This window comes from Dissulfurimicrobium sp. (assembly GCF_049968175.1).
In the GTDB taxonomy this organism is placed as follows: domain Bacteria; phylum Desulfobacterota; class Dissulfuribacteria; order Dissulfuribacterales; family Sh68; genus Dissulfurimicrobium; species Dissulfurimicrobium hydrothermale.
On sequence record NZ_JBMFRG010000037.1, the window covers coordinates 1 to 21,229 of the forward strand.

The window sequence follows — 21,229 nt, forward strand, 5'->3', positions numbered from 1 at the left end:
CCTCCGTTTACATGCAACACATGACCTGTGATATATGAAGCCCCATCGGAGGAAAGAAAGGCCACCGCCTCGGCCACATCTTCAACTCTACCCATCCTACCCATGGGTATATGCGCGAGCAACTGCTCTCGGATCTTATCCGACAACCCTGCGGTCATGTCGGTATCTATAAAACCAGGTGACACCACATTGGCCGTGATACCCCTTGACGCCACCTCAAGCGCTATAGATCTCGTAAGACCCTCAAGCCCGGCCTTTGCAGCCGCGTAATTAGCCTGGCCTGCGTTCCCCATGGTACCCACTACAGAACCTATATTTACAATACGCCCCCATCTCTGCTTCATCATGGCCGTTAGGGCAGACTGGATGCAGTTGAAGGCGCCTGTCAGGTTTATGGATATGACGCTATCCCAATCCTCTTGCTTCATCCGCACGGCAAGATTGTCTCTCGCTATGCCAGCATTGTTGACCAGTATATGAAGCGCACCGGCATCTGATATCAATCTCTTTATGGAATCTGACGCGGCGCCTCTGTCGGATACATCAAATGGCAGCAGAGATGCACGGCCACCTGAACGTGTTATTTCATCCATTACAGTCCTTGCCGCCGCCTCATTATTTGCATAATTTATAAAAACACGCGCACCCAGACTAGCCAGTTTAAGGCAGATGGCCCGACCTATACCCCTTGAACCGCCTGTGACCAGGGCAATCTTATCCTTCAATATCTGTTCACAACCCATCTCTAACCACCTCTCCGGTTTTTATGCCTTATCCGCCTTATCAACTCGGGTACGATGTCCCTAAAATCACCTACAAGGCCATATGTGGACAGACCAAATATCGGTGCATCTGGATCCTTATTGATAGCAACAATGACCCCTGCGCCTTTTATGCCAGCGGTATGTTGAACCGCCCCTGAAACGCCGATGCCAATATAGAGTCTCGGAGATATGCTCACCCCCGACTGGCCGACCTGCAGCTTTTCAGGGAGCAACCCTGCGTCTACAACAGGTCTGGTCCCGCCCACGACACCGCCCAACACCTCGGCAAGCTCCTTCACAAGTGCCATATCCTTATCGTTCTCCACCCCACGGCCGGCAACTACGACGACCTTGGCGCCATAGAGGTCGTTCTCGGCAACGGCCTTCTCCTTTATGGATTCGATCACCCTGACCCTATGCAAGAACCACTCTCCTTCAAGTCTTATAAAAACGGTCTCGCCGTGACGCCTTGGGTCGTCTTGACCCTTTTTAAAGACATGCGGTCTCACTGTGGCCATCTGCGGCCTGCGAGTCGGACATGCGATCGTTACGAACAGATTGCCGCCCCAGCCAGGTCTTGTCTGCAAAAGCGTCCTGTCTTCGACGTTCACATCAAGATCCATGCAATCAGCGGTAAGCCCTGTCTCTAGAAGGGTTGCGACCCTCGGTATATATGCCCGCCCAGCCAAAGTAGCGCCTGCAAGTATGATTTCCGGTCTATATCTGCGTGCAAGCCCTGCCAGAACACTTGAATATACCTCTTCAGTAAACGGAGCAAGCTCGGGATGTTCAACCACAAAGACCTTATCAGCCCCATGCCTTATGAGCGTCTCAGCGGCCCATGATACGTCTGAACCCATCAATATGGCTGTAACGTGCGTATCGAGCTTGTCCGCAAGGATTCGACCCTTGGCAATGAGCTCAAGGATGATATCATTCAATTTGTTGTCCGGACACTCGGCGGCCACCCATAACCCGCGCCACGGATTCACCCCACCGTCTTTGACGCATACATCTTTTTCTAAAGAAATATCTTGCATCCCCTGACCTTAGATCCAATAACCATCTACCGACTAAAGCAAATTTGCATCTTTGAGCCTCTTCACCAAGGCATCCGCCTGTTCTTCCGCAGTCCCCGAAAGCATCTCACCTTTTGCGTCAAAACCTTTGACATAGGTTGAGAGCACGCGTGTAGGCGACCCATTCAGGCCTATTTTCTCAGGATCAACCTGGATGTCGTCTGCATCCCAGACAATCACCCCTGTCTTTTTAGCCCTAATCTTACCCTTTAAAGAAGGTAGTCTCGGCTTATTGATAGAAGGCAAGACAGTCGCAAGAAAAGGTGGCTCGATTTCAACGATATCGCAACCCAAATCAGTCTCACGCCTGAGTCTGAACATACCGCCTTCAACCAATCTCATCTCCTCCACATATGCAACACTTGGTATACCAAGTCTTGCAGCAAGACCAGGCCCGACCTGAGCTGTATCGCCGTCAAGTGACTGTTTGCCGCACAGCACAATATCAAATGCCCCAAGTCTCTCTATGGCCTTGGCAAGGATATAAGTAGTCGCAAGTGTATCAGAACCAGCAAAGGCGCGGTCTGAAAGGAGCACACCTTTATCAACGCCCATCGCCATCGCCTCCATCAAGGCCTCTTTAGCCTGAGGCGGACCCATCGAAACCGCCGTGATCTCGCCGCCAACGGCATCTTTGAGCCCGAGACCAGCCTCGAGGGCGTTTAAGTCCACAGGATTTATCACTGCACCAACTCCGTCTCTTATCAGAGTCCCCGTCTTTGGATCAAATCTGACTGTTTTTACATCAGGCACCTGTTTTATACAGACGATTATATTGAGTGGCATAGAATGAAAAATGCAAACAGGCTGGATCAATTTCCGCAATCCCTGATTGCATACTCCTTATTTATAGCCTGGCCTATCACGTTTCTTAATATCTGGTTCGTGCCTTCATATATCTGAAGGACCTTCGCATCCCGCATCATCTTTTCGACAGGGTAGTCCTTCATGTAGCCATAACCACCGAGTATCTGAACTGCATCGGTCGTCGCCTTCATAGCCATATCGGTCGGAAACAACTTGGCCATCGCCGAGAGTTTGGCGAAGTCCTTGGCCCCTGCATCAATGGTCCTCGCCACCGCATAGACCAAGGCGCGGGATGCCTCTATCTGAGTCACCATATCAGCCAGCATATGCTGAATGGCCTGAAAAGACATGATAGACTGGCCGAACTGGATGCGCTCCTTTGCATATTTCAACGCCTCATCAAAGGCGGCCTGCGCAAGACCTACACCTATAGCGCCGATACCAGGACGGGCAAGGTCAAGGGTCCTCATGGCGATTATAAAACCCTGTCCCCTCTTTCCCAATACACGATCTTTGGGTATTCTGCAGTCATTGAATATTAACTCACGTGTCGATGAGGCCCTGAGGCCCATCTTGCGCTCCTTTTTACCGAAGCCTAAACCCGGATCCCCTTTCTCCACAATAAAAGCGGTGGCACCGCGTGCCCCCTTGTTTCTGTCCGTAAGCGCAATGATCGTATATATATCTGCCTCCCCTCCACTCGTAATCCACTGCTTTGTCCCGTTCAAAACCCATGACCCGCCTTCTTCGACCGCCGTAGTCTGGATGGCGGCCACATCACTACCTGCATTTGCTTCGGTAAGACCAAAGGCCGACAGACGCCTGCCTGAAGCTATATCCGGCAGATATCTAGCCTTCTGTTCCTCGGAACCGAAGAGCAGTATAGGATAACCACCAAGGGCGCTAGCCGCGAATGTAGTCGTCACAGATATACAACCATAGGCCAGCTCTTCAAGTGCAAGACACATCTCAAAACACCCTGCACCAAGGCCACCATAGGCCTCTGGTATATAAAGGCCGAACAGATCGGCCTGCGCAAGGTCTTTTATAATATCCCACGGAAATTCCTCTTTTTCATCCAATTCGGCCCGGACAGGGACGATCTTTTCTCTTGATATCTTGCGGGCCAATTCAACGATCATCTGCTGCTCTTCGGTCAAAAAATAATTAACTTGGGCCATAGTTTGAATCCTTTATTGATATTTATTAAAGGTGCCTAACTCCGCTTAATTAATAAGGATTTAATCACCTTGCATTTACCAGCGCATTGCCAATGACCCCCAGGTAAAACCGCCCCCGAAGGCCACCATCAGCAGCTTAGAGCCGGGCAAAAGCAATCTTGAACGATTCGCCTCGTCAAGCGCTATCGGAATGCTTGCCGCCGAGGTATTACCATACTTGTGTATATTGATAAAGACCTTATCTTTTGTAAGTCCTAGCTTTTCCCTAAGAAAATCGAGTATACGCATGTTTGCCTGGTGCGCTATCAGAAGATCCACCTGATCTGTTGTCCAGCCATTTGCATTGAGCGCCTCCCAGGCCACAGACTCAAGGGCCTTGACTGCATGCTTGAATACCTCCCTGCCCTGCATCTGAATATACTGCCAGCCCAGCTCGAGCATCTCCATGGTTACGGGATGGGCCGTGCCGAGACCTTTGATGGTCAAGAGATCTCCCAAGGCGCCATCCGCATGGAGATGGGTCGAAAGTATGCCTCTGTCTTCCTTAGTGCCCGTGACAACCGCCGCCCCTGCACCGTCTCCAAACAATACACATGTAGTCCTATCTGTCCAATTGACGCGTCTTGAAAGCACCTCACTGCCGATCACAAGTATCTTCATTTTGCGGTTGTCGCGAATAAACTTGTCGGCTATAGAAAGGCCATAGATGAAACCGGAACATGTAGCAGACAAGTCGAATGCACCCGCCTTTTTGGCGCCAAGCTCTTTCTGGACAAGACATGCTACGGACGGCATTGGCGTATCAGGCGTAAGAGTACCGACTATGATGAGATCTAGTTCCTGCGGGCGGACTCCAGCCATTTCGAGTGCGTTCTTTGCAGCCCTAGTGGCAAGAAAGGAATTGGTCTCCCCTTCGCCGACTATATAACGCTGTTCTATACCGGTCCTTGTCTTTATCCACTCATCGCTCGTCTCCACCATAGCCTCTAGGTCTCTATTCGTGAGAAGTCGGCTGGGGAGGGCTGATCCTGTCCCTATTATGATGGCCCGATTAGGCATTTCAGGTCACTGCACTCGATAGTCTTATAGGATCTCTTCCTATGGCCTCGGCAATCTGGCCCGAGAGATCGGCCATGGCAAGCTCGTGGGCCATACATACGGCGTTCTTGACAGCCTTAACACCGGAACGGCCATGACATATGATAGCTACGCCTTTTATCCCCAGAAGGGGCGCACCACCATATTCTGAATAATCAACGCGTTTCTTAAACCTTTGAAAGGCATTCCAGGCAAGCCTGTACCCTATCTTGGCCATGAAACTCCTCTTCATCTCAGCCCTCAACATAATAAGCGCAGCCTCTGCAAAACCCTCACTAAGCTTCAAACAGATATTGCCCACAAAACCGTCACAGACGACTACATCCACCTCGCCCTTGAATACATCCCTGCCCTCAACATTGCCCACAAAATTCAAACCGCTTGCAGAAAGGAGATCATAGGCGCGCCTTACCTGAAGGTTGCCCTTTGACCCCTCCTCCCCTATGCTCATCAATCCGACCCTTGGTCTAGTCCTGGTCTTCGCCACCTTGCTGGCAAAGACCGCCCCCATTATGCCAAACTGAAGTAGATGATGGGGTTTGCAGTCCACGTTGGCGCCGACATCTATCATGACAACCGGATCTTTAAGGGTCGGCATCATAGTTGCAATGGCCGGCCTGACGCTGTTTATCCTGTCAAGCGTAACCATAGCAGTGGCAAGGGTCGCTCCTGAATTGCCAGCACTTACTACAGCCTGCGCCTCACCCCTAGCTGCAAGCTCAAAAGCGACCCTGATTGTTGAATCCTTCTTGCGCCGCAATGAATCAGCCGGGGATTCCTTCATTTCAACCACCTGGGAAGCTGGATATATGTCTATAGGAAGGCCAGTGGCACCAATGCGTTCCAAGTGTTTCCTGATCAAATCTTCACGGCCGACCAGCGTGATCTCTATACCCTTTTCCCTAGCAGCCGCAACGGCCCCTTCAATCAAGACCCTTGGGCCGTTGTCGCCTCCCATGGCGTCAACCGCTACCTTCATGGTTATTAAGAAATATCTTCTTTCTGATTAAAAACCTTGCCCTTATATGTCCCACACTGAGGGCATATCCTATGCGAGAGCTTGGGTTCAGTGCATTGCGGACATGCAGAAAAACACGGAGGGGTCAACGAATCATGAGAACGACGGTTTCCCCTCCTTGCTCTGGATGGTTTCTTCTTCGGGATGCCCATTTATAATTACCTCCATAAAAAATATTATCGAGTGCCAAAATTCTACATATAACCCAAGTGCATGCATCTCATGATGCCCGATCAAGGTCGCATCTTCAATCCCTTTAAAACAGTAAAAGGGCCCTGTTTTATATCTTTTTCACAGTGGCATGCCTCTTTGTTGAGATCGGCCCCACATGAAGGACATATCCCTTTGCAGCCATCATTGCACAACCTCCGAAAAGGTATCTGAAGCAAGATCTGTTCCCTCAATATCTCGCCAAAAGGGACATCTTTCCCATTGTAAGTCAATATCTCCGCATCTTTTCCTTTTGCTGCCGCATCAAACCCTTCCTTTTCAAGGGACTGTGGGATCAGCAGATAAGAAAAAGCCGCATCTATATCTAACTGATATGGATTCAGGCAGCGGTCGCAAACCAGGTTCACTGCGGCCTTGACAGAACCCTGAAGATATATCAGGCCGTCCACTCTATTAAGACAGACATCGGCCCCCACCGGCCCTGCAAGGGCCGGGTCGTCCTGATCAGACAGGATATTAGATACGTTGTCGCAATGGACACATAGACCCTCTTCGGGGATATCTTCTATAGATATCAGATACCTGTCAGGGTATGTAATTTTATCCATATTACTTTAAGATATCTCAACCTGCCTGGCCGGTCGATACGCGCGTCTTTTCAATAAACAGGTAACTATATATGCTGACAGACCATTGTCAAGGACAAGATCCTAACCGGCTGTTCATTCTGGCGAAGATTATACCAAGTTCATATAAAAAATACAGCGGTAATCCCATAAGCGTCATATTGAATACATCCGGCGTTGGTGTAAGCACCGCAGCTACAATACTTATAAGAAGTATTGCATAACGCCTCTGACGTACGAACAGTTTATAACTGCAGACATTTAGCCGACACAACACAGTCATGAGAAGCGGCAACTCAAATATGAACCCGAATCCAAGCATAAAAAAGCCGGCAAAATCCACAAAACGCCCAACCGATATAATCGGCCTGAGGTGCTCTGATTGATATTCCAAAAGAAATCTTGCGCCGAACGGCAGTGTCACAAGATAGCAAAATGCAGCGCCGGAATAGAACAGGATCAGCGAACTTGCGGCAACCATAAAGGAAAAGCGCCTTGTCATCCCAAAGACCGCCGCGAGTCCTTGAGATACCCGGAAGGCCACAAAAGGCGCAATGAATGCAAGGGCCACTATACTTGAAAGTTTTAAAAGCGCCACGACAGGCTCCATGACCCCGAAAAATGCAAGGCAAGGGGTGGCGAGATGTCTTTGCATGACCGCCAATATGTGGGGTGAAAACCAATAAATGATAAACGTGGAGACGAAAAAGACTACCAAGGTCTCGATAATAAAGCAGCGGATGAACATGAGGAATCTCGCAAGATCCCTCGCCAATGAAGGCTCGGCCTGGAGACTGCCCGATGTTATCTGTTTTGTCTTTTCTATTTTTTCTGATATCTTTTCCGGCATAAAGACCTTGACATTAAGGTGTCGGGCTACAAAACAGATTCCATTACCATATACGGCCAATATAGATATAGTCTTGATCCACCATCCAACAAAAACGAAGATATACCGCTTACTTTTGTTTGCTGAATTCCAGCCATCTACCTACTACAAAAATGACAAAATAGACCCTAGATGGTCTCTATCATAGATTATCACGAATATATTCAACTGCGTTTCTGAATATGGCGATCCCTGCGCCTTCTTCAGGCAGATCACATCTTGTCCACCTTGGGTGGTTCGTTCTGTGATTAAAGGCCTCGGGATGCGGCATAAGCCCAAAGATGCGCCCTGTAGGGTCACATACACCGGCAACTGCCAGCTCTGATCCATTAGGATTGTAAGGGTACTCCCCTGTCGGCTCGTTGGTGACGGGTGAAATATATTGCATAGCCACAAGGCATTCTCTCACCAGCCTATCCCTTATCGTCTGATCGAGCGTCACAAACTTACCTTCACCGTGCCTAACCGGCAGCTCGAGCGTTTCCATGCCCCTTGTAAATATACACGGACTCTCCCTCACAACCTTGCACGTGACCCAACGGTCTTCAAACCTCCCTGAATCGTTATAGGTGAGGCTTGTAACCCGTTCTTCATAGTTGCCATCAAATCCTGGCAGCAATCCTGCTTTCACAAGGAGCTGAAACCCATTGCAGACACCAAGAATAAGCCCGCCGTCCCTTACAAATCGCAGAAACTGGTCCATGAGTCGCTCACCAGACCCCTTTACCCTGGCATATTTGAGCCTGTGCGCCCCAACCTGAGCGGAGCCGAGGTTGTCGCCGTCCAGAAATCCTCCTGGCAAGTTCAGAAACTGATATCTGCCAAGACTTACCGTGCCATCGAGCAGATCGCTTAAATGGACGATATCAACCTGATCGGCGCCAGCAAGCCTTGAGGCATGGGCCATCTCTCTCTCACAATTGGTCCCGTAACCAGTAACCACGATCACTTTTACCTTAGCCGCCATTTTTATCCTCAATAATTATTCCAAACAGTTTTCCAATCAAAATTTCACAATAGAATCTGTTTTTGCTATAGTACATTATCATCTTTACAATAAAAACAACTCACTGACCATTATGGAGGTGACCACAATGGACATGAAAGACAAAGAAGGTCTGATAAAGATAATAACTACCACTGAAAGCAAGGATGACGCAAGATGCATAGCAGAGCACCTGGTCGAAAGGCGCTTGTGTGCCTGCGCACAGATAAGCGGGCCTATATCAAGTTTTTATTGGTGGAAAGGGGCGATCCAGTCTTCAGAGGAATGGCAGTGCGCAATAAAGGCCCCGGCCAGAAACTACAAAGAGATCGAGCGTGCGATCTTGAACTTACACCCGTATGAAGTCCCGCAGATCATAGCCATCCCTGTAATCGAGGCCCTTGCCGCTTATAAAGACTGGGTAATAGAGATAACAAGAGATTAAGAGATTTTCCTCGACAATGAATAACAAACTGAAGAAACATTTCCCATTGGTAGTCGTTGTCCTGACTACTGCATTGCCGGCAGGCTATCCTGTTTGTCCAATTGTGGCCAACGGCGTGGTGGGCTCAAATGGCGCCAGTAGCATCAATAAGGGACCTTGACATGACCAGCTGAAATTATTAAAAACCGTCCCATGAAAAAGGCACTTGAACTTGACTTTGACAAGGGCGGCGGACTCCTGCCCGTAATCGCCCAGGATTGGCTGACCGGCGAGGTATTAATGCTGGCCTACATGAACCGTCTCGCATGGGAAAAGACCCTTGAGACAGGACATGTGCATTACTGGAGCCGGTCAAGGGGCAAGCTCTGGCTGAAGGGCGAGACGTCTGGGCACATACAGATACTCAAAGAGGCATATGTAGACTGTGATTATGACGCCATTCTCGTAAAGGTGGAACAGATCGGGGGAGCGGCCTGCCACACCGGGTTTAAAAGTTGTTTTCATCATATGGTAAATGATGGTGGCCTGATGACGGTCGGTAAGCTGGTCTTTGATCCAAAGGAGATATATGCGAAGTGAACATACTTAAGCTTGGAATCCCAAAAGGCAGCCTCGAAAAAGCCACGATAGACCTCTTTGCCAAGTCAGGCTGGCGGATAGACGTTCATAACAGAAGCTATTTCCCTGACATAGACGACCCTGAAATATCATGCAGCATCTGCAGGGCCCAGGAGATGTCCCGTTACGTGGAGCAAGGGGTCATGGATGCAGGGATCACAGGCCGTGATTGGATACTCGAAAACGACTCCGATGTACACATAGTGGCGGATCTTATATATTCAAAGGTAAGCAAGCGCCCAGCCAGATGGGTCCTTGCCGTGCCGCGGGAGGCGCCCTACCGCTCCATAAAAGACCTGGAAGGCAAAAAAATAGCGACCGAGCTCGTTAACTTTACTAGACGCTATTTTGCCGAACATGGAGTAAACGTGCAGGTGGAATTTTCATGGGGGGCAACCGAGGCGAAAGTAGTATCAGGTCTGGCAGACGCCATAGTTGAAGTTACGGAGACAGGGAGTACAATACGCGCCCACGGCCTTGCCATAATCGCTGATCTCATGGAATCAAATCCGCAACTCATATGCAACAGACGCGCATGGGAAGATGCATGGAAGCGGCAAAAAATAGAACAGATCGCCATGCTCCTTCAAGGAGCGCTCAGGGCCGATAGGCTGGTAGGGCTCAAAATGAACGTTCCCGTCGCCAATATAAAGGCAATTATCGAGGTCCTACCAAGCCTCAACGCACCTACGGTATCACCGCTCTATGATCAGAATTGGTGCTCCATAGAGACCGTCATCAATGAAACAGAAGTAAGAGAGCTCATCCCAAGGCTTAGGGCCGCTGGTGCTGAAGGGATCATTGAATATTCGCTCAACAAAGTAATATAAAGATAATATGGATCGAAAAACGTGACAGAGGTGGGTAGGATATAATAACAAAGATTGAATTTATAAAAAGCGCATACTCCGTCTCGGAATTTCCGCCTGCGCGCCTCCCTGAAATAGTATTTGCAGGCCGTTCAAACGCTGGAAAGTCTTCTATTATAAATGCCGTCTCGTCCAGACACAGCCTGGTAAAAGTGAGCTCGATGCCTGGTTTTACACAGACCATAAATTTCTTTTTGGCAAACGAGCGGATATTCTTCGTCGATTTACCAGGTTATGGATTTGCAAAGGCACCCAAAGAGATCCAGGTCAAATGGAAGACCTTGATCGAACAATATCTTAAATCAAGACGAAACATCAAGACGGTTGTCTGCATCTTTGACATAAGACGGATGCCTGACCAGATGGATATACAGCTCCTGGATTATCTCAGCGCCCTTAGGATCAACGCCCTGGTTGTACTAAACAAGGCTGACAAGCTATCCCAACCCAAAAGGACGGCACAGATAAAGACGATCATGCGCGCCTTGCCTTCGCTTACAGAGACCCCCCTCTTGACCTCGGCGCGCACCGGAGAGGGGATAGATACCTTAAGAAGACGTATTCTGGACCTAGGGTAATCCAGCCATTATATTTATCTTTTGTCTTTCTTTTTAGACCGAGACCCGATCTCGCAAGAAGGGGCAGCTCAGGTGGGTACACCAAACCTTGGAAGCAGCCAGCGGTTGATACCGAACCATACGATGACAATAAAGATGAGCAACAGGATGTCTTGCATAAAAGAACCTACCTGTCATGGAGTAGGCCCAGTGAATGATAGGCCGTACATACCTTCCTCTTTTCCATAGGGCATTTCACTATATTCCAACAGGCTGTATACTGCAACAGTTTCTTGAGACCGGCTATGCTAACCCCGTGGTCGTGTATCATCGACCTCAGGCATGTTATCCACTGTATGTCATTAAGGGAATAATAACGTCGCTGGCCACGTCTCGTCGGCCTTATCAATTCCTCCTCTTCATAGATGCGAAGCGTTCGAGGATGGACCTCCAGCATGGCTGACGCAGCCCCGATGGAAAAGATAGGCTTGTCCGGATCTACATTATCAATGGGCTGCCAAAGTTCCGTTTCAACGGGACCTGACCCTGTATCGTCAATGTGTCTCGACCTTTTTTGGACCTCTTCTGTCATTGTGACCATGTGCATACCATCCTTATCTCTGTGACCCTTATCTCTGTGACGTCGCCTGCCCGAAATCTTTTTCAGTCTTTTTATACGCAATCCTAATCTCTACAAGGGGTCCTTATTTTAAGGACCCCTTGCTCATCATGCCGTTTCAGGGCAATCGCCGATTATCCAGGCCCGAACCTTGTCTATTTGTCTATTTAAGAGTTAATGATGTCCTGCCTGGCGGAACAGCTTACCAAACAACCTCTCTCCGATAAAGAAGCCTGTCATAGTAAGACCTATGCCACCCATGACTACCATAAGCTCGCCTGCAGACGGCGCATAACCCACATAACTCGGCAGATTATCCCACCCGTAAAAGAGGGGGACCTGTTGGCCTGCAACCACCAAGTCATACCTCTGAAAAAAACCGCCTATAAGGACCATGAGGGAAGCCGCCGCCATAGCAGGCATGCTCTTTATTTGGGTAAAGACAAGGATGACCATTGGGATCACAATGCCAATCGCCGTTTCAAAAAGCCAGAAATTGGTAGAAAGAGGCCCATAAAGCAGGTTATTTGTGGCAATTATGCCTTCTTCGGAGCCTCCAGTATATAGAGCTAGGATTCTCCACACAGTAGCCACCGCCAGGAGAAAGATGGTCAAAAGAAGCACCTTGCCTGCACTCCGTATACCCGACATTGTGCCATCGTCTACCTCTTCGCCCCTAAGCCTATAGGACAAATAGGTGAAAAGTATTATTGCAGCTGCGCCTGACATGACCGCCGCACACAGGAAATAGACCGGAAGCTGCGCCCCGTACCAGAACGGGCGGGCGGTGAGTGTTGCAAATACAGCTCCCAGATTCGTATTGGCACCCACTTCGGACAAGGCACCCAATGCACCGATAGCCAACGCCATGCCCAGCCTACCCGTTAATATGGCAATAAATTCGATGAACATACAGCCCACGGCAAGGCCATAAAGTGTACCCATCCACCAGATGTTGGATGTAAGATTGGGCGAGATTACGTTGTAAACAAGCATACGCCACGGGCTCTCAAGCTCAAGACCGATGACTGAAAAGGCAGAGAGTATCGTTATGATAGAGAGATAGACCGCTCTGTTCCCCAACTGGGCCACCGGGGTCCCGCCGAAGGCATGGCCTATAGCTGCCAACAGGCAGAGTCCGGTGGATGTAATCGCGAAAAATGCATAGGTAGAAATCAGAATCCCCCACGGCACATCTCTTGTAACCGCATAGAGATGCTGATGCCCTACAAAAAAGCCAGCTACGCCTGTCCCCAGGCCGGCCGCCATCAGCAAGAATGACAGCAGTGTGAGTTTGTTGACCACAGGGCTGGCCATCCTTTGTTCAGCCAATGAGCCGATTGATACGTTTGTCGTGTCCATCTTTTTCCTCCTTAAGATTTATTTTCTCATTTTTTAATTGCAGTCTTCACATGGTACATTGCCTTCATCACCCTTCCCGGCCAGGGAAAGTACCCCAAAGACCACAGCGATTGCCGAAAAAGGCCCGAGCGCAAGGAAAAGGAGAAATGTCGTAGTGAACCAAAAGGCCTCGCTGAAATTAAAAGCCTCTGTATCTTTTGTCTGTGTATTGTCTCTCGGACTATCTTTCAGATATAAATTTATTTTTTGGACTAATAGTGTCAGGGCGCTCATTTTTCGGCTCCTTTCAGCCAATTCATCTATGGCTCATTTTCGTTTTTTTGTCCTTTGTTTTATATAAATTGCAAGATGGATACCTTTTTATAATTTTATAACTTATGACAGTTTATTTATGACAATTTTATTGTAAAAATAATATGTTACATTTTGTTAATTTAATATTTGGCAACTGAACTTTACAATTTAATTTGCATTTTATATAAAAAATATGGCGCAAAATGATCCTTTTTAAAAAATCAAGGGATCATTTTGCGCCATTATGATAGACTTTATAAAATATATAAAAATTTTTTAAAAAATATTGACAATTTTAATATTCAATATTAAAGGAATTAATAATTACAACTTTTTTAAATTTAAGACAAATAAAAATGCGAAATGGCAAAAATCAGACCCAAAAGACAAACCGACTTCCCGGATCCGCAGACTCCTATATATCCAATAGGGGTTGCGGCGCGCATGATAGGCGTGCATCCTAGGACGCTCAGAATATATGAAACAGAAGGGCTGATAAGACCTAAATACGGCGGGGCCAGGAGGCTTTATTCACAAAACGACATCCAATGGATAACATGTCTGCGCACTTTGATCCACGAAGAAGGAATCAGCATCCCTGGGATAAAACGTCTTCTGGAGGTCATGCCCTGCTGGAAGGTCGCCGGATGCCCACCTGAAATCCACGAAACGTGCGGCGGCAAAATAGATTTCTCAACCGATGATACATAACACACAGTTCATCTATAATCGCAAGACCTGTCCATAGCGACCGTCTGCCGGCCAGACGACCAATAGATGGGAAAACCGTCTTGCCGCCCCACTGATCTTTTTACCTACGTTGCAACCACAAACATAAATTCCAAAACCTTGCAGTATCGCACCCAGACCATGAGGACAAACAAGACATCTATTCCTCTCCTGGCACCTCTATCGGCGCCTCTATGCCGTAACGCTGGATCTTGCGCCTGAGTGTATCTTTTGAAATCCCAAGCTCCCTGCATGTAGCCAGACGCCGCCAGTTGTTGCGCTCAAGGGCCTTGGTGATCGCGATCTTTTCTATTTCATCGAGGCCTAGCGGCTTGTTTGAATCAATGGCCGGCAAGAGCTCTTCATTGGTCTTCTGACAAAATGGCTCCGGCAGGTGTTGGAGTTGGATCATTCCATCGTGACAAAGGATAAAGGCATATTCTATTATATTTTCAAGCTCGCGTATATTGCCAGGAAAGTCATATTGCATAAGCCTATCGACGGCCTCCTGGGATATCCCGGTTATCTCCTTCTCCTTTTGGGCGTTGAACTTCGCTATAAAGTGCTCAATCAAAAGAGGGATGTCCTCCTTGCGTTCCCGAAGGGGTGGAAGCTGTATCTTTACCACGTTCAGACGGTAATAAAGGTCTTCCCTGAACCTGCCTTCCCTGACTAGTTCGCCGAGATCCCGATTCGTGGCCGCCAATATCCGGACATCGGCCTTCACCGGCCTGTTTGATCCGAGCGGCTCGTAGACTTTGTCTTGGAGCACCCTCAAGAGTTTAACCTGAAGGGCCTGGGAGATGTCTCCTATCTCATCAAGAAAAAGTGTACCCTTCTCCGCCGCAGCAAACCGGCCCGGCCTGTCTTTCTTTGCGTCAGTAAAGGCCCCAGCCTTGTAGCCAAAAAGTTCGGATTCAAGGAGGGTGTCAGGCAGCGCCCCGCAGTTCACTGCCACAAATGGCCCTTTCATGCGCCTCGAAAAATTGTGAATGGCCCTGGCCACCAATTCCTTTCCTGTCCCACTCTCACCGAGTATCAAGACGTTGCTGTCGCTCCTTGCAATATCAGGCAGGATATCAAACACCCTCCTTCTCATTATGGCGCTCTTACTTATGATATCGCCGAATGTATAGCGCTTCGTGATCTCCTTACGGAGGGTCATGATGGCGCTTATATCCCTGAAGGTCTCGACGCCGCCTATCACGTCCCCTGTATTGTCCAGGAGCGGCGCAGCGCTTATGCTGATCGAGATGTTTTTGCCGCTCTTGTGCCTTATGAAGATCGATCTGTTGCGTACTGGGGTCTTATTCTTTATGCTGTTTGCAAGGGCACAGGCCTCGCCGCAGATACTCGATTGAAATATCTCATGACAGTGCCTACCGATGACCTCTTCGGCGGTGTAGCCCGTGATATTCTCCGCGGCCCGATTAAAAGACGTGATCCGCCAATCTTTGTCCACGGTAAAGACCCCATCTGCTATGCTCTCAAGGATCAGCTTGCGCTCCACCTCGGATGTGATATCCCTGAAGGTCTCGACGCCGCCTATCACGTCCCCTGTATTGTCCAGGAGCGGCGCAGCGCTTATGCTAACAGGCAAACTGCGTCCGTCCCGCCTCTTTATAAAGATGGTTTCATTGGCTATAGGCCGTTGTATCTCGATGCTTTTGGCCAGGATGCATCTGGTCTCACACACCTCCGTATTAAACGGATAACATCGCGCTATCTGCCCGAGCGCCTTTTGGATATGTCCGGCCTCACATATGTTTGAGTGGAACACCTCGCTGCACCGCTTGCCTATCGCCTCTTCTTTAGACCAGCCAGTAATCTTTTCCGCGGCAGAATTAAACGATCTTATCCGCCAATCCTTGTCCACCGCAAATACACCATCTGCTATACTCTCAAGGGCCAACTCGGATATCACAGTCTCATCCACAGAGTTTCTGAGGAGAACAACCGCCCCATCAAACCCGTCTTCCTCGTTAAAACAAGGGAGGACGGTCATGAACATGGCCTCCCTTTCTCTCCTGACCTTCTCCGAAAAGAATACGCGGCGGTTGCGAATAACTCGCCCGGCCTGTATATCATCACAGATACATGGAAGCTGTTCGTCGGCCTTCTTTATAAATAATGATTTGAAATCCGCACCCATGAGGTCTGCAAATCCAAGGCCTGTAAACCTCTTGGCGGCCTCATTGAAGTATATGACCTTGCAGTTTGCATTCACAATAAACAGGGCGTCATTTGGACGAACGGTTTTTGTGGCCAGCTGTTTTTCAATCCTTCCTTCGTTCTCTGACATTTAACTTGCTCCCCAGACCAAACGCTTAAACCGACAGCCCGTCCAACACCGACGCCTGACAAAAACCTACATCTAGATAGGCAAAGACATCTAACGGTAATATAAGGGCTTGACTACAAAAGCAGCCTCTCTTTGAATACATGAATAGAACGCCAGGCATGGCGAATAGTCTTTTTCATAATTAAACATGAAACCGCATACTTTCAAGAACAGACCGAGTACAAAATGGATTTAACGGAATTATCAACCCGAATAAAAAAACGAGACAGGATCCTCGAACTTAACGGTCTCTGCACAAGCGCCCCATCATGGCTGATTTCAAGGCTTGCCAAGGTCACAGGCCGCGCTGTTCTTTATATCACTTCCGGGCCGAGAAGGGCCGAAGAGATGGGGATGGACCTGACATTTTTTACAGATCTGCCTGTCTTTGTCTATCATCTCCATGACTTTATGCCTTTTATGCCCGTCATCCCCAACTATGAGACCATGGCAAACCGCATCTCAATCCTATATCAGATGGCGACCCTTGACGGCCCATACATTGCCGTAGCCCCTGTTCAGGCCTTGTCCGAGCTCACCATCTCCAGAGACATACTTATCAGATCAGTAGAATATATAGAAACCGGCGAGGAGACGGACCGAGAGGCCCTGATCTCTTGGCTTATAAAGTCAGGTTATGAACGGCAGACGAACGTCAGATCCAGAGGAGAATTCAGCGTGCGCGGCGGGATATTAGATGTCTTCCCCCCTCCCATCCTGTATTCAGGGCAATTTCCGGCAAGGATCGACTTCTTCGGCGACATGGTGGAGGAAATAAACCTCTTTGACCCAGCGTCACAGCGATCCATCGAGAAGATCGATGCATTGACACTCCTGCCTGCGGGCGAGATTGTTTTTGATGACAATCTCATTGAGAAGGCGCAACATGAAATCATAGAACGCGCCCAGCATCTTGACTGGCCTTCCGGGCAATTAACTGAAACCATCCAACAACTTGAATCAAAAAGGCTCGCTGAGGGGGCGCTCGCCCTGATCCCAATTATTTACAAGACACCTTCTTCCATCAAGGACTTTTTCCCAGAAGATGGGATTTTGGCGCTCGAAGATCCTGACTCGCTCGAACAAGTCATTGATTCCTTCCTCCTGAACGCACGCAGCAACCACAAGGCAGCCCTCGGGTCGCAAAGGATTATGGCCCAATTCGACGAACTCTTTATTAAAAAAGAGGTCGTATCCTCGTGGATCAGAGACAGGACCGACATCATCCTAAGGGACATAAAGATAGAATCGCCATCAGACATCCGTGCCTTCGGAATCCCTACATCGAAGATGGAACCCATCACCATCGGCGCCACGAGACCGTCCATCACGCCTGTCGTTAGGGGCAGCAAAAAGGGTGAAGAACTGCTAGGACCGACGCTTGAAAGGCTTAAAGACCTGATCGATGAAGGATGCCGGGTGACGATAGCGGCGCCTGGTGAGCGCCAGGGCAGAAAGCTTAGAGAGATCTTCAACCTCTACGATTGGATGAAGGGCCTCATCCCTGACTCCGTAAAGAATGCTCCATTTACTGAAGAACCAAATGGGCCCGGGCTAGAGATATACTGTGGTGGACTATCGTCGGGCTTTGTCATCCCATCTTTATCGGTCCCGCTTGTATTTATAACAGAAGATGAACTCCTAGGCTCCAAGGCGCCTTCGAGGCGGCCCATTCAAAAGAAAAGACAGGCAGGCATAGAAGAAGTGGTCTTTGAAGAACTCAGGCCGGGCAACTTTGTGGTCCACAGGGACCATGGCATTGGGATATACAAGGGGCTTGTCAGGCTTGAGGCAGGTGGCATACCGGGCGAATATCTGCACCTTGAGTACAGGGATATGGACAAGCTCTACCTGCCGATCGACCGTTTGGGACTCATCCAGCGTTATATCGGGATAGAAGGCAGGGAGCCAAGGCTTGACAGGCTTGGTGGCGCCAGCTGGCAGCTCGCCAAACAAAAGACAAAGAAGGCAGTCTATGCGGTAGCGCACGAACTGGTGGAGTTGTATGCCGAAAGGATGACACGCGAAGGGTATGCCTTTTCGCCGCCCGATGCGATGTTTAGGCAGTTTGAGGCAGCCTTTCCCTATGAAGAGACGGAAGATCAAGCCGCCTCAATCGAAGAAGTCATCAATGACCTTCAGCGCCCGAGGCCCATGGACAGACTACTTTGCGGGGATGTCGGCTTCGGCAAGACAGAAGTGGCGGTGCGTGCGGCGTTCAAGGCAGTCTGCGACAACAAACAGGTGGCGGTGCTGGTCCCCACAACGCTTCTGGCCGAACAGCACGAACGGACATTCAGGCAGAGATTTTCTAAATTTCCGGTCACCATAGCTGCACTTAGCAGGCTAAAGTCAGCGCAGGAGCAAAGAGAGATCCTCGAAAAGACCAGACAGGGCCTCATTGACATCTTGGTCGGCACCCACAGGCTCCTTGGAGCCGACGTCCGCTTTAAAGACCTTGGGCTTTTGATAGTGGACGAGGAGCACCGCTTCGGGGTTAGACACAAGGAACGTCTGAAAAGGCTCAAACAGGACGTCGACTGCCTGACCATGACCGCCACTCCCATCCCGAGGACGCTCCAGCTCTCACTCCTCGGTCTGAGAGACATCTCTGTCATCAAGACTCCGCCAAGGGAACGACTGCCGATAAAGACATTCCTTGCTGAATTTGATGATTCTCTCATAAAAGAGGCGATAGAAAAGGAACTTAAGCGGGGTGGACAGGTCTTTTTCATACATAACAGGGTAAAAGGGATCGAGCGGATAGCGGATCACATCCGAAGGCTCGTCCCGAAGGCAAGGGTCGAGACGGCCCACGGCAGGATGGATGCAGAGACCCTTGAAGACATCATGATCCGCTTCGTAAGGGGTGAGACGGACTGCCTGATCTGTACCACTATAATCGAATCAGGCATAGACATACCATCCGCCAACACTATAATCATAAACAGGGCCGACACCCTTGGAATAGCCGACCTCTATCAATTGAGAGGCAGGGTCGGCAGATCAAGCGAACAGGCCTATGCATATCTTCTGGTCCAGCGCATAGAAGACCTGACACAGGAGACACAAAAGAGACTGAAGGCCGTCATGGAGGCCGCTGCTTCGGGCAGTGGGTTCATGCTCGCCATGGAGGATCTGAGGATCAGGGGCGCAGGGAATATCCTGGGGCTCGCCCAGTCTGGCCAGATCGTAGATGTGGGCTACGAACTCTATCTAGACTTACTGCAATCCGCCGTGGATGAGATCAAGGGCCTCCCGCCAAAGGACAATATTGACCCGGAGGTCAACCTTAAAGCGGCCGCATTCATACCGGATGAGTATTGCCCTGACGTAGAGGAACGCCTGAGGCTCTATCGAAGGTTCTCAAGGCTCGAAGATGACCGCGATGCAGAAGAATTTTTACAGGAACTTGAAGACAGGTTCGGCCGACCTCCAAATGAGGTCTTGTCCCTTTTCGAAGTCATGGCCATAAAGCGCCTTTTAAAGGCCTTAAACTGCGTCAGACTGGACAGGAGCGGCACATCATCAGGCGAGATTGAGTCTCTTGTGCTTGCATTCGGACCGAATGGTCCGCCAAATCCTGAAAAATTGCTGGAAGAGGTGCAAAAAAGAGGACGTTACGGCAGCCTCCCTGATGGAAGGCTCACGCTCAAACTCAAAGAAAACAAGGGTAGACCGGCATCACTTTCAGATATAAAAACAGCGATAAGGGGGCTTGCGGATGCAGCTGGCATCTTTCTCTAATGCCCCTTTAAGCCGGATAATGGACGCGTTTAACCAACCCTTACGGATCATAGTCCACCATGAGAAATTTTTTCAATCAATGCCATGCCGTTTTGTCTTGCCACACAAGGTGTAGGCAGCTACTATGCAAAAAATTTCGAGACTCACATGCCACAAAAATGATGATCGGCATGGTCTTTTATGCTTTTATAAAGGTTTATAAATGTCAAGAAGATATGGAAACAGACCAAGGTCGCCTCGACCCTTTGCTATGGATTGCCGCGACATCTACCTGATGGGCATATGCGGCACAGGCATGGCCGGGCTTGCAGGACTTTTAAGACAAAAAGGCTATAACGTCAGAGGATCTGACAGCCAGGCGTATCCTCCAATGAGCGAACTCTTAAAAGGGCTCAGGATACCGGTTCAACTGGGTTATGGTGAAGAAAATCTGTCCACCATGCCTGATCTTGTAATAATCGGAAATGTCATAAGACGGGACAACCCCGAAGCGGTCTACGTACTTCGGGAGAAAATCCCGTATATGTCATTCCCGCAGGCCCTTTCGCACTTCTTTCTATGCGAAAGGACACCGCTTGTTGTGGCCGGTACCCACGGCAAGACCACCACATCTTCACTGCTCGTCTCCGCCCTTGCAGGCACCGGCGAAGACCCGGGCTTCATGATCGGGGGGGTGCTGAACGCCTATGATAGCGGATTTCATCTGGGAAACCCGCCGTGGTTTGTCCTTGAAGGGGATGAATACGATACGGCCTTCTTCGACAAACAACCTAAATTCATCTACTATATGCCGAAGGCTGCCATACTTACCAGCATCGAATTCGACCACGCAGACATATACCAAGACCTTGATGCAGTAAAGGCCGCATTCGTCCGCTTTGTAGAGATCATCCCGCAGGACGGCCTCATCGTAGCCTGCGCCGATTGGCCGGCCGTAAGGGATGTACTAAGATATGCAAGGTGCAGAGTTGTCACATACGGCGAATCAAAAGATCTAGATTATTATTTCAAGTCGTACAGAACGGACGAT

The 21,229-nt window shown here is 49.3% G+C and carries 22 protein-coding genes; 8 read left to right on the top strand and 14 right to left on the bottom strand.

Features of this window, described 5'->3' with window-relative positions:
• From fabG to ACP5SG_RS06210, 10 genes are all read right to left on the bottom strand, one after another.
• The coding region (gene fabG, locus ACP5SG_RS06165) for a 3-oxoacyl-[acyl-carrier-protein] reductase (RefSeq protein WP_428122920.1) at nucleotides 1–743 on the bottom strand (743 nt) is incomplete at its 3' end.
• A 2-nt stretch (nucleotides 744–745) separates the two neighbouring features.
• Nucleotides 746–1,804 carry an electron transfer flavoprotein subunit alpha/FixB family protein gene (locus ACP5SG_RS06170; RefSeq protein ID WP_237889772.1) on the bottom strand — a complete coding sequence of 353 codons (1,059 nt, stop codon included), beginning with the start codon at nucleotides 1,802–1,804 and terminating at the stop codon, nucleotides 746–748.
• A gap of 33 nt (nucleotides 1,805–1,837) precedes the next feature.
• Nucleotides 1,838–2,629 (bottom strand): electron transfer flavoprotein subunit beta/FixA family protein, encoded by a 792-nt coding sequence (locus ACP5SG_RS06175; RefSeq protein ID WP_424661112.1) that lies wholly within the window; start codon nucleotides 2,627–2,629, stop codon nucleotides 1,838–1,840.
• A 26-nt stretch (nucleotides 2,630–2,655) separates the two neighbouring features.
• Nucleotides 2,656–3,831 (bottom strand): acyl-CoA dehydrogenase family protein, encoded by a 1,176-nt coding sequence (locus tag ACP5SG_RS06180; protein WP_428122924.1) that lies wholly within the window; start codon nucleotides 3,829–3,831, stop codon nucleotides 2,656–2,658.
• Between the two features lie 75 nt (nucleotides 3,832–3,906).
• Nucleotides 3,907–4,890, bottom strand: a complete 984-nt coding sequence (locus ACP5SG_RS06185) for a beta-ketoacyl-ACP synthase III (RefSeq protein WP_428122927.1) — start codon at nucleotides 4,888–4,890, stop codon at nucleotides 3,907–3,909.
• 1 nt (nucleotide 4,891) lies between these two features.
• Nucleotides 4,892–5,908 carry a phosphate acyltransferase PlsX gene (gene plsX / locus ACP5SG_RS06190; protein ID WP_237889762.1) on the bottom strand — a complete coding sequence of 339 codons (1,017 nt, stop codon included), beginning with the start codon at nucleotides 5,906–5,908 and terminating at the stop codon, nucleotides 4,892–4,894.
• 5 nt (nucleotides 5,909–5,913) lie between these two features.
• On the bottom strand, nucleotides 5,914–6,099 hold the full coding sequence (gene rpmF, locus ACP5SG_RS06195; RefSeq protein ID WP_237889758.1) for a 50S ribosomal protein L32: 186 nt from the start codon (nucleotides 6,097–6,099) through the stop codon (nucleotides 5,914–5,916).
• Nucleotides 6,100–6,180: 81 nt separating this feature from the next.
• Nucleotides 6,181–6,726, bottom strand: coding sequence for a YceD family protein (locus ACP5SG_RS06200; protein WP_424661114.1), 546 nt, complete (start codon nucleotides 6,724–6,726; stop codon nucleotides 6,181–6,183).
• An 88-nt stretch (nucleotides 6,727–6,814) separates the two neighbouring features.
• On the bottom strand, nucleotides 6,815–7,594 hold the full coding sequence (tatC, locus tag ACP5SG_RS06205) for a twin-arginine translocase subunit TatC (protein WP_237889756.1): 780 nt from the start codon (nucleotides 7,592–7,594) through the stop codon (nucleotides 6,815–6,817).
• Between the two features lie 181 nt (nucleotides 7,595–7,775).
• Entirely contained in the window at nucleotides 7,776–8,600 is an 825-nt protein-coding gene (locus tag ACP5SG_RS06210; protein ID WP_237889755.1) for a phosphoribosylformylglycinamidine synthase subunit PurQ, read from the bottom strand.
• A gap of 112 nt (nucleotides 8,601–8,712) precedes the next feature.
• Between ACP5SG_RS06210 and cutA the strand changes: the two genes are divergently transcribed.
• The 5 genes from cutA (at nucleotide 8,713) to yihA (ending at nucleotide 11,128) form a co-directional block, all read left to right on the top strand.
• Nucleotides 8,713–9,063, top strand: coding sequence for a divalent-cation tolerance protein CutA (gene cutA, locus ACP5SG_RS06215; RefSeq protein ID WP_428122933.1), 351 nt, complete (start codon nucleotides 8,713–8,715; stop codon nucleotides 9,061–9,063).
• A 16-nt stretch (nucleotides 9,064–9,079) separates the two neighbouring features.
• Entirely contained in the window at nucleotides 9,080–9,223 is a 144-nt protein-coding gene (locus tag ACP5SG_RS06220; protein WP_237889752.1) for a hypothetical protein, read from the top strand.
• Between the two features lie 32 nt (nucleotides 9,224–9,255).
• The gene (gene hisI, locus ACP5SG_RS06225) at nucleotides 9,256–9,642 is read left to right on the top strand and encodes a phosphoribosyl-AMP cyclohydrolase (RefSeq protein ID WP_237889751.1); all 387 of its coding nucleotides are present in this window, start codon (nucleotides 9,256–9,258) and stop codon (nucleotides 9,640–9,642) included.
• On the top strand, nucleotides 9,639–10,511 hold the full coding sequence (gene hisG, locus ACP5SG_RS06230; protein WP_407932045.1) for an ATP phosphoribosyltransferase: 873 nt from the start codon (nucleotides 9,639–9,641) through the stop codon (nucleotides 10,509–10,511). The genes hisI and hisG overlap by 4 nt, the downstream gene beginning before the upstream one ends.
• A 62-nt stretch (nucleotides 10,512–10,573) precedes the next feature.
• On the top strand, nucleotides 10,574–11,128 hold the full coding sequence (gene yihA / locus ACP5SG_RS06235) for a ribosome biogenesis GTP-binding protein YihA/YsxC (RefSeq protein ID WP_424661122.1): 555 nt from the start codon (nucleotides 10,574–10,576) through the stop codon (nucleotides 11,126–11,128).
• 166 nt (nucleotides 11,129–11,294) lie between these two features.
• Here yihA and ACP5SG_RS06240 read toward each other — a convergent pair whose 3' ends face one another.
• From ACP5SG_RS06240 to ACP5SG_RS06250, 3 genes are all read right to left on the bottom strand, one after another.
• Nucleotides 11,295–11,708 (bottom strand): MerR family transcriptional regulator, encoded by a 414-nt coding sequence (locus ACP5SG_RS06240; RefSeq protein WP_237889746.1) that lies wholly within the window; start codon nucleotides 11,706–11,708, stop codon nucleotides 11,295–11,297.
• Between the two features lie 192 nt (nucleotides 11,709–11,900).
• Entirely contained in the window at nucleotides 11,901–13,088 is a 1,188-nt protein-coding gene (nrfD, locus tag ACP5SG_RS06245) for an NrfD/PsrC family molybdoenzyme membrane anchor subunit (protein ID WP_424661116.1), read from the bottom strand.
• Nucleotides 13,089–13,121: 33 nt separating this feature from the next.
• Nucleotides 13,122–13,361 (bottom strand): hypothetical protein, encoded by a 240-nt coding sequence (locus tag ACP5SG_RS06250; protein ID WP_237889743.1) that lies wholly within the window; start codon nucleotides 13,359–13,361, stop codon nucleotides 13,122–13,124.
• Between the two features lie 384 nt (nucleotides 13,362–13,745).
• Here ACP5SG_RS06250 and ACP5SG_RS06255 point away from each other — a divergent pair, with 384 nt between their 5' ends.
• Nucleotides 13,746–14,093: a MerR family transcriptional regulator gene (locus ACP5SG_RS06255; RefSeq protein ID WP_237889741.1), complete on the top strand. Its 348-nt coding sequence runs from the start codon at nucleotides 13,746–13,748 to the stop codon at nucleotides 14,091–14,093.
• Nucleotides 14,094–14,271: 178 nt separating this feature from the next.
• Here ACP5SG_RS06255 and ACP5SG_RS06260 read toward each other — a convergent pair whose 3' ends face one another.
• Nucleotides 14,272–16,413 carry a sigma 54-interacting transcriptional regulator gene (locus ACP5SG_RS06260; protein ID WP_424661117.1) on the bottom strand — a complete coding sequence of 714 codons (2,142 nt, stop codon included), beginning with the start codon at nucleotides 16,411–16,413 and terminating at the stop codon, nucleotides 14,272–14,274.
• 225 nt (nucleotides 16,414–16,638) lie between these two features.
• On the opposite strand from ACP5SG_RS06260, the gene mfd reads away from it, so the two are divergent.
• The gene (gene mfd, locus ACP5SG_RS06265) at nucleotides 16,639–20,199 is read left to right on the top strand and encodes a transcription-repair coupling factor (protein WP_424661118.1); all 3,561 of its coding nucleotides are present in this window, start codon (nucleotides 16,639–16,641) and stop codon (nucleotides 20,197–20,199) included.
• A gap of 202 nt (nucleotides 20,200–20,401) precedes the next feature.
• A partial coding sequence (locus tag ACP5SG_RS06270; RefSeq protein ID WP_428122940.1) for a UDP-N-acetylmuramate--L-alanine ligase occupies nucleotides 20,402–21,229 on the top strand: 828 nt, incomplete at its 3' end.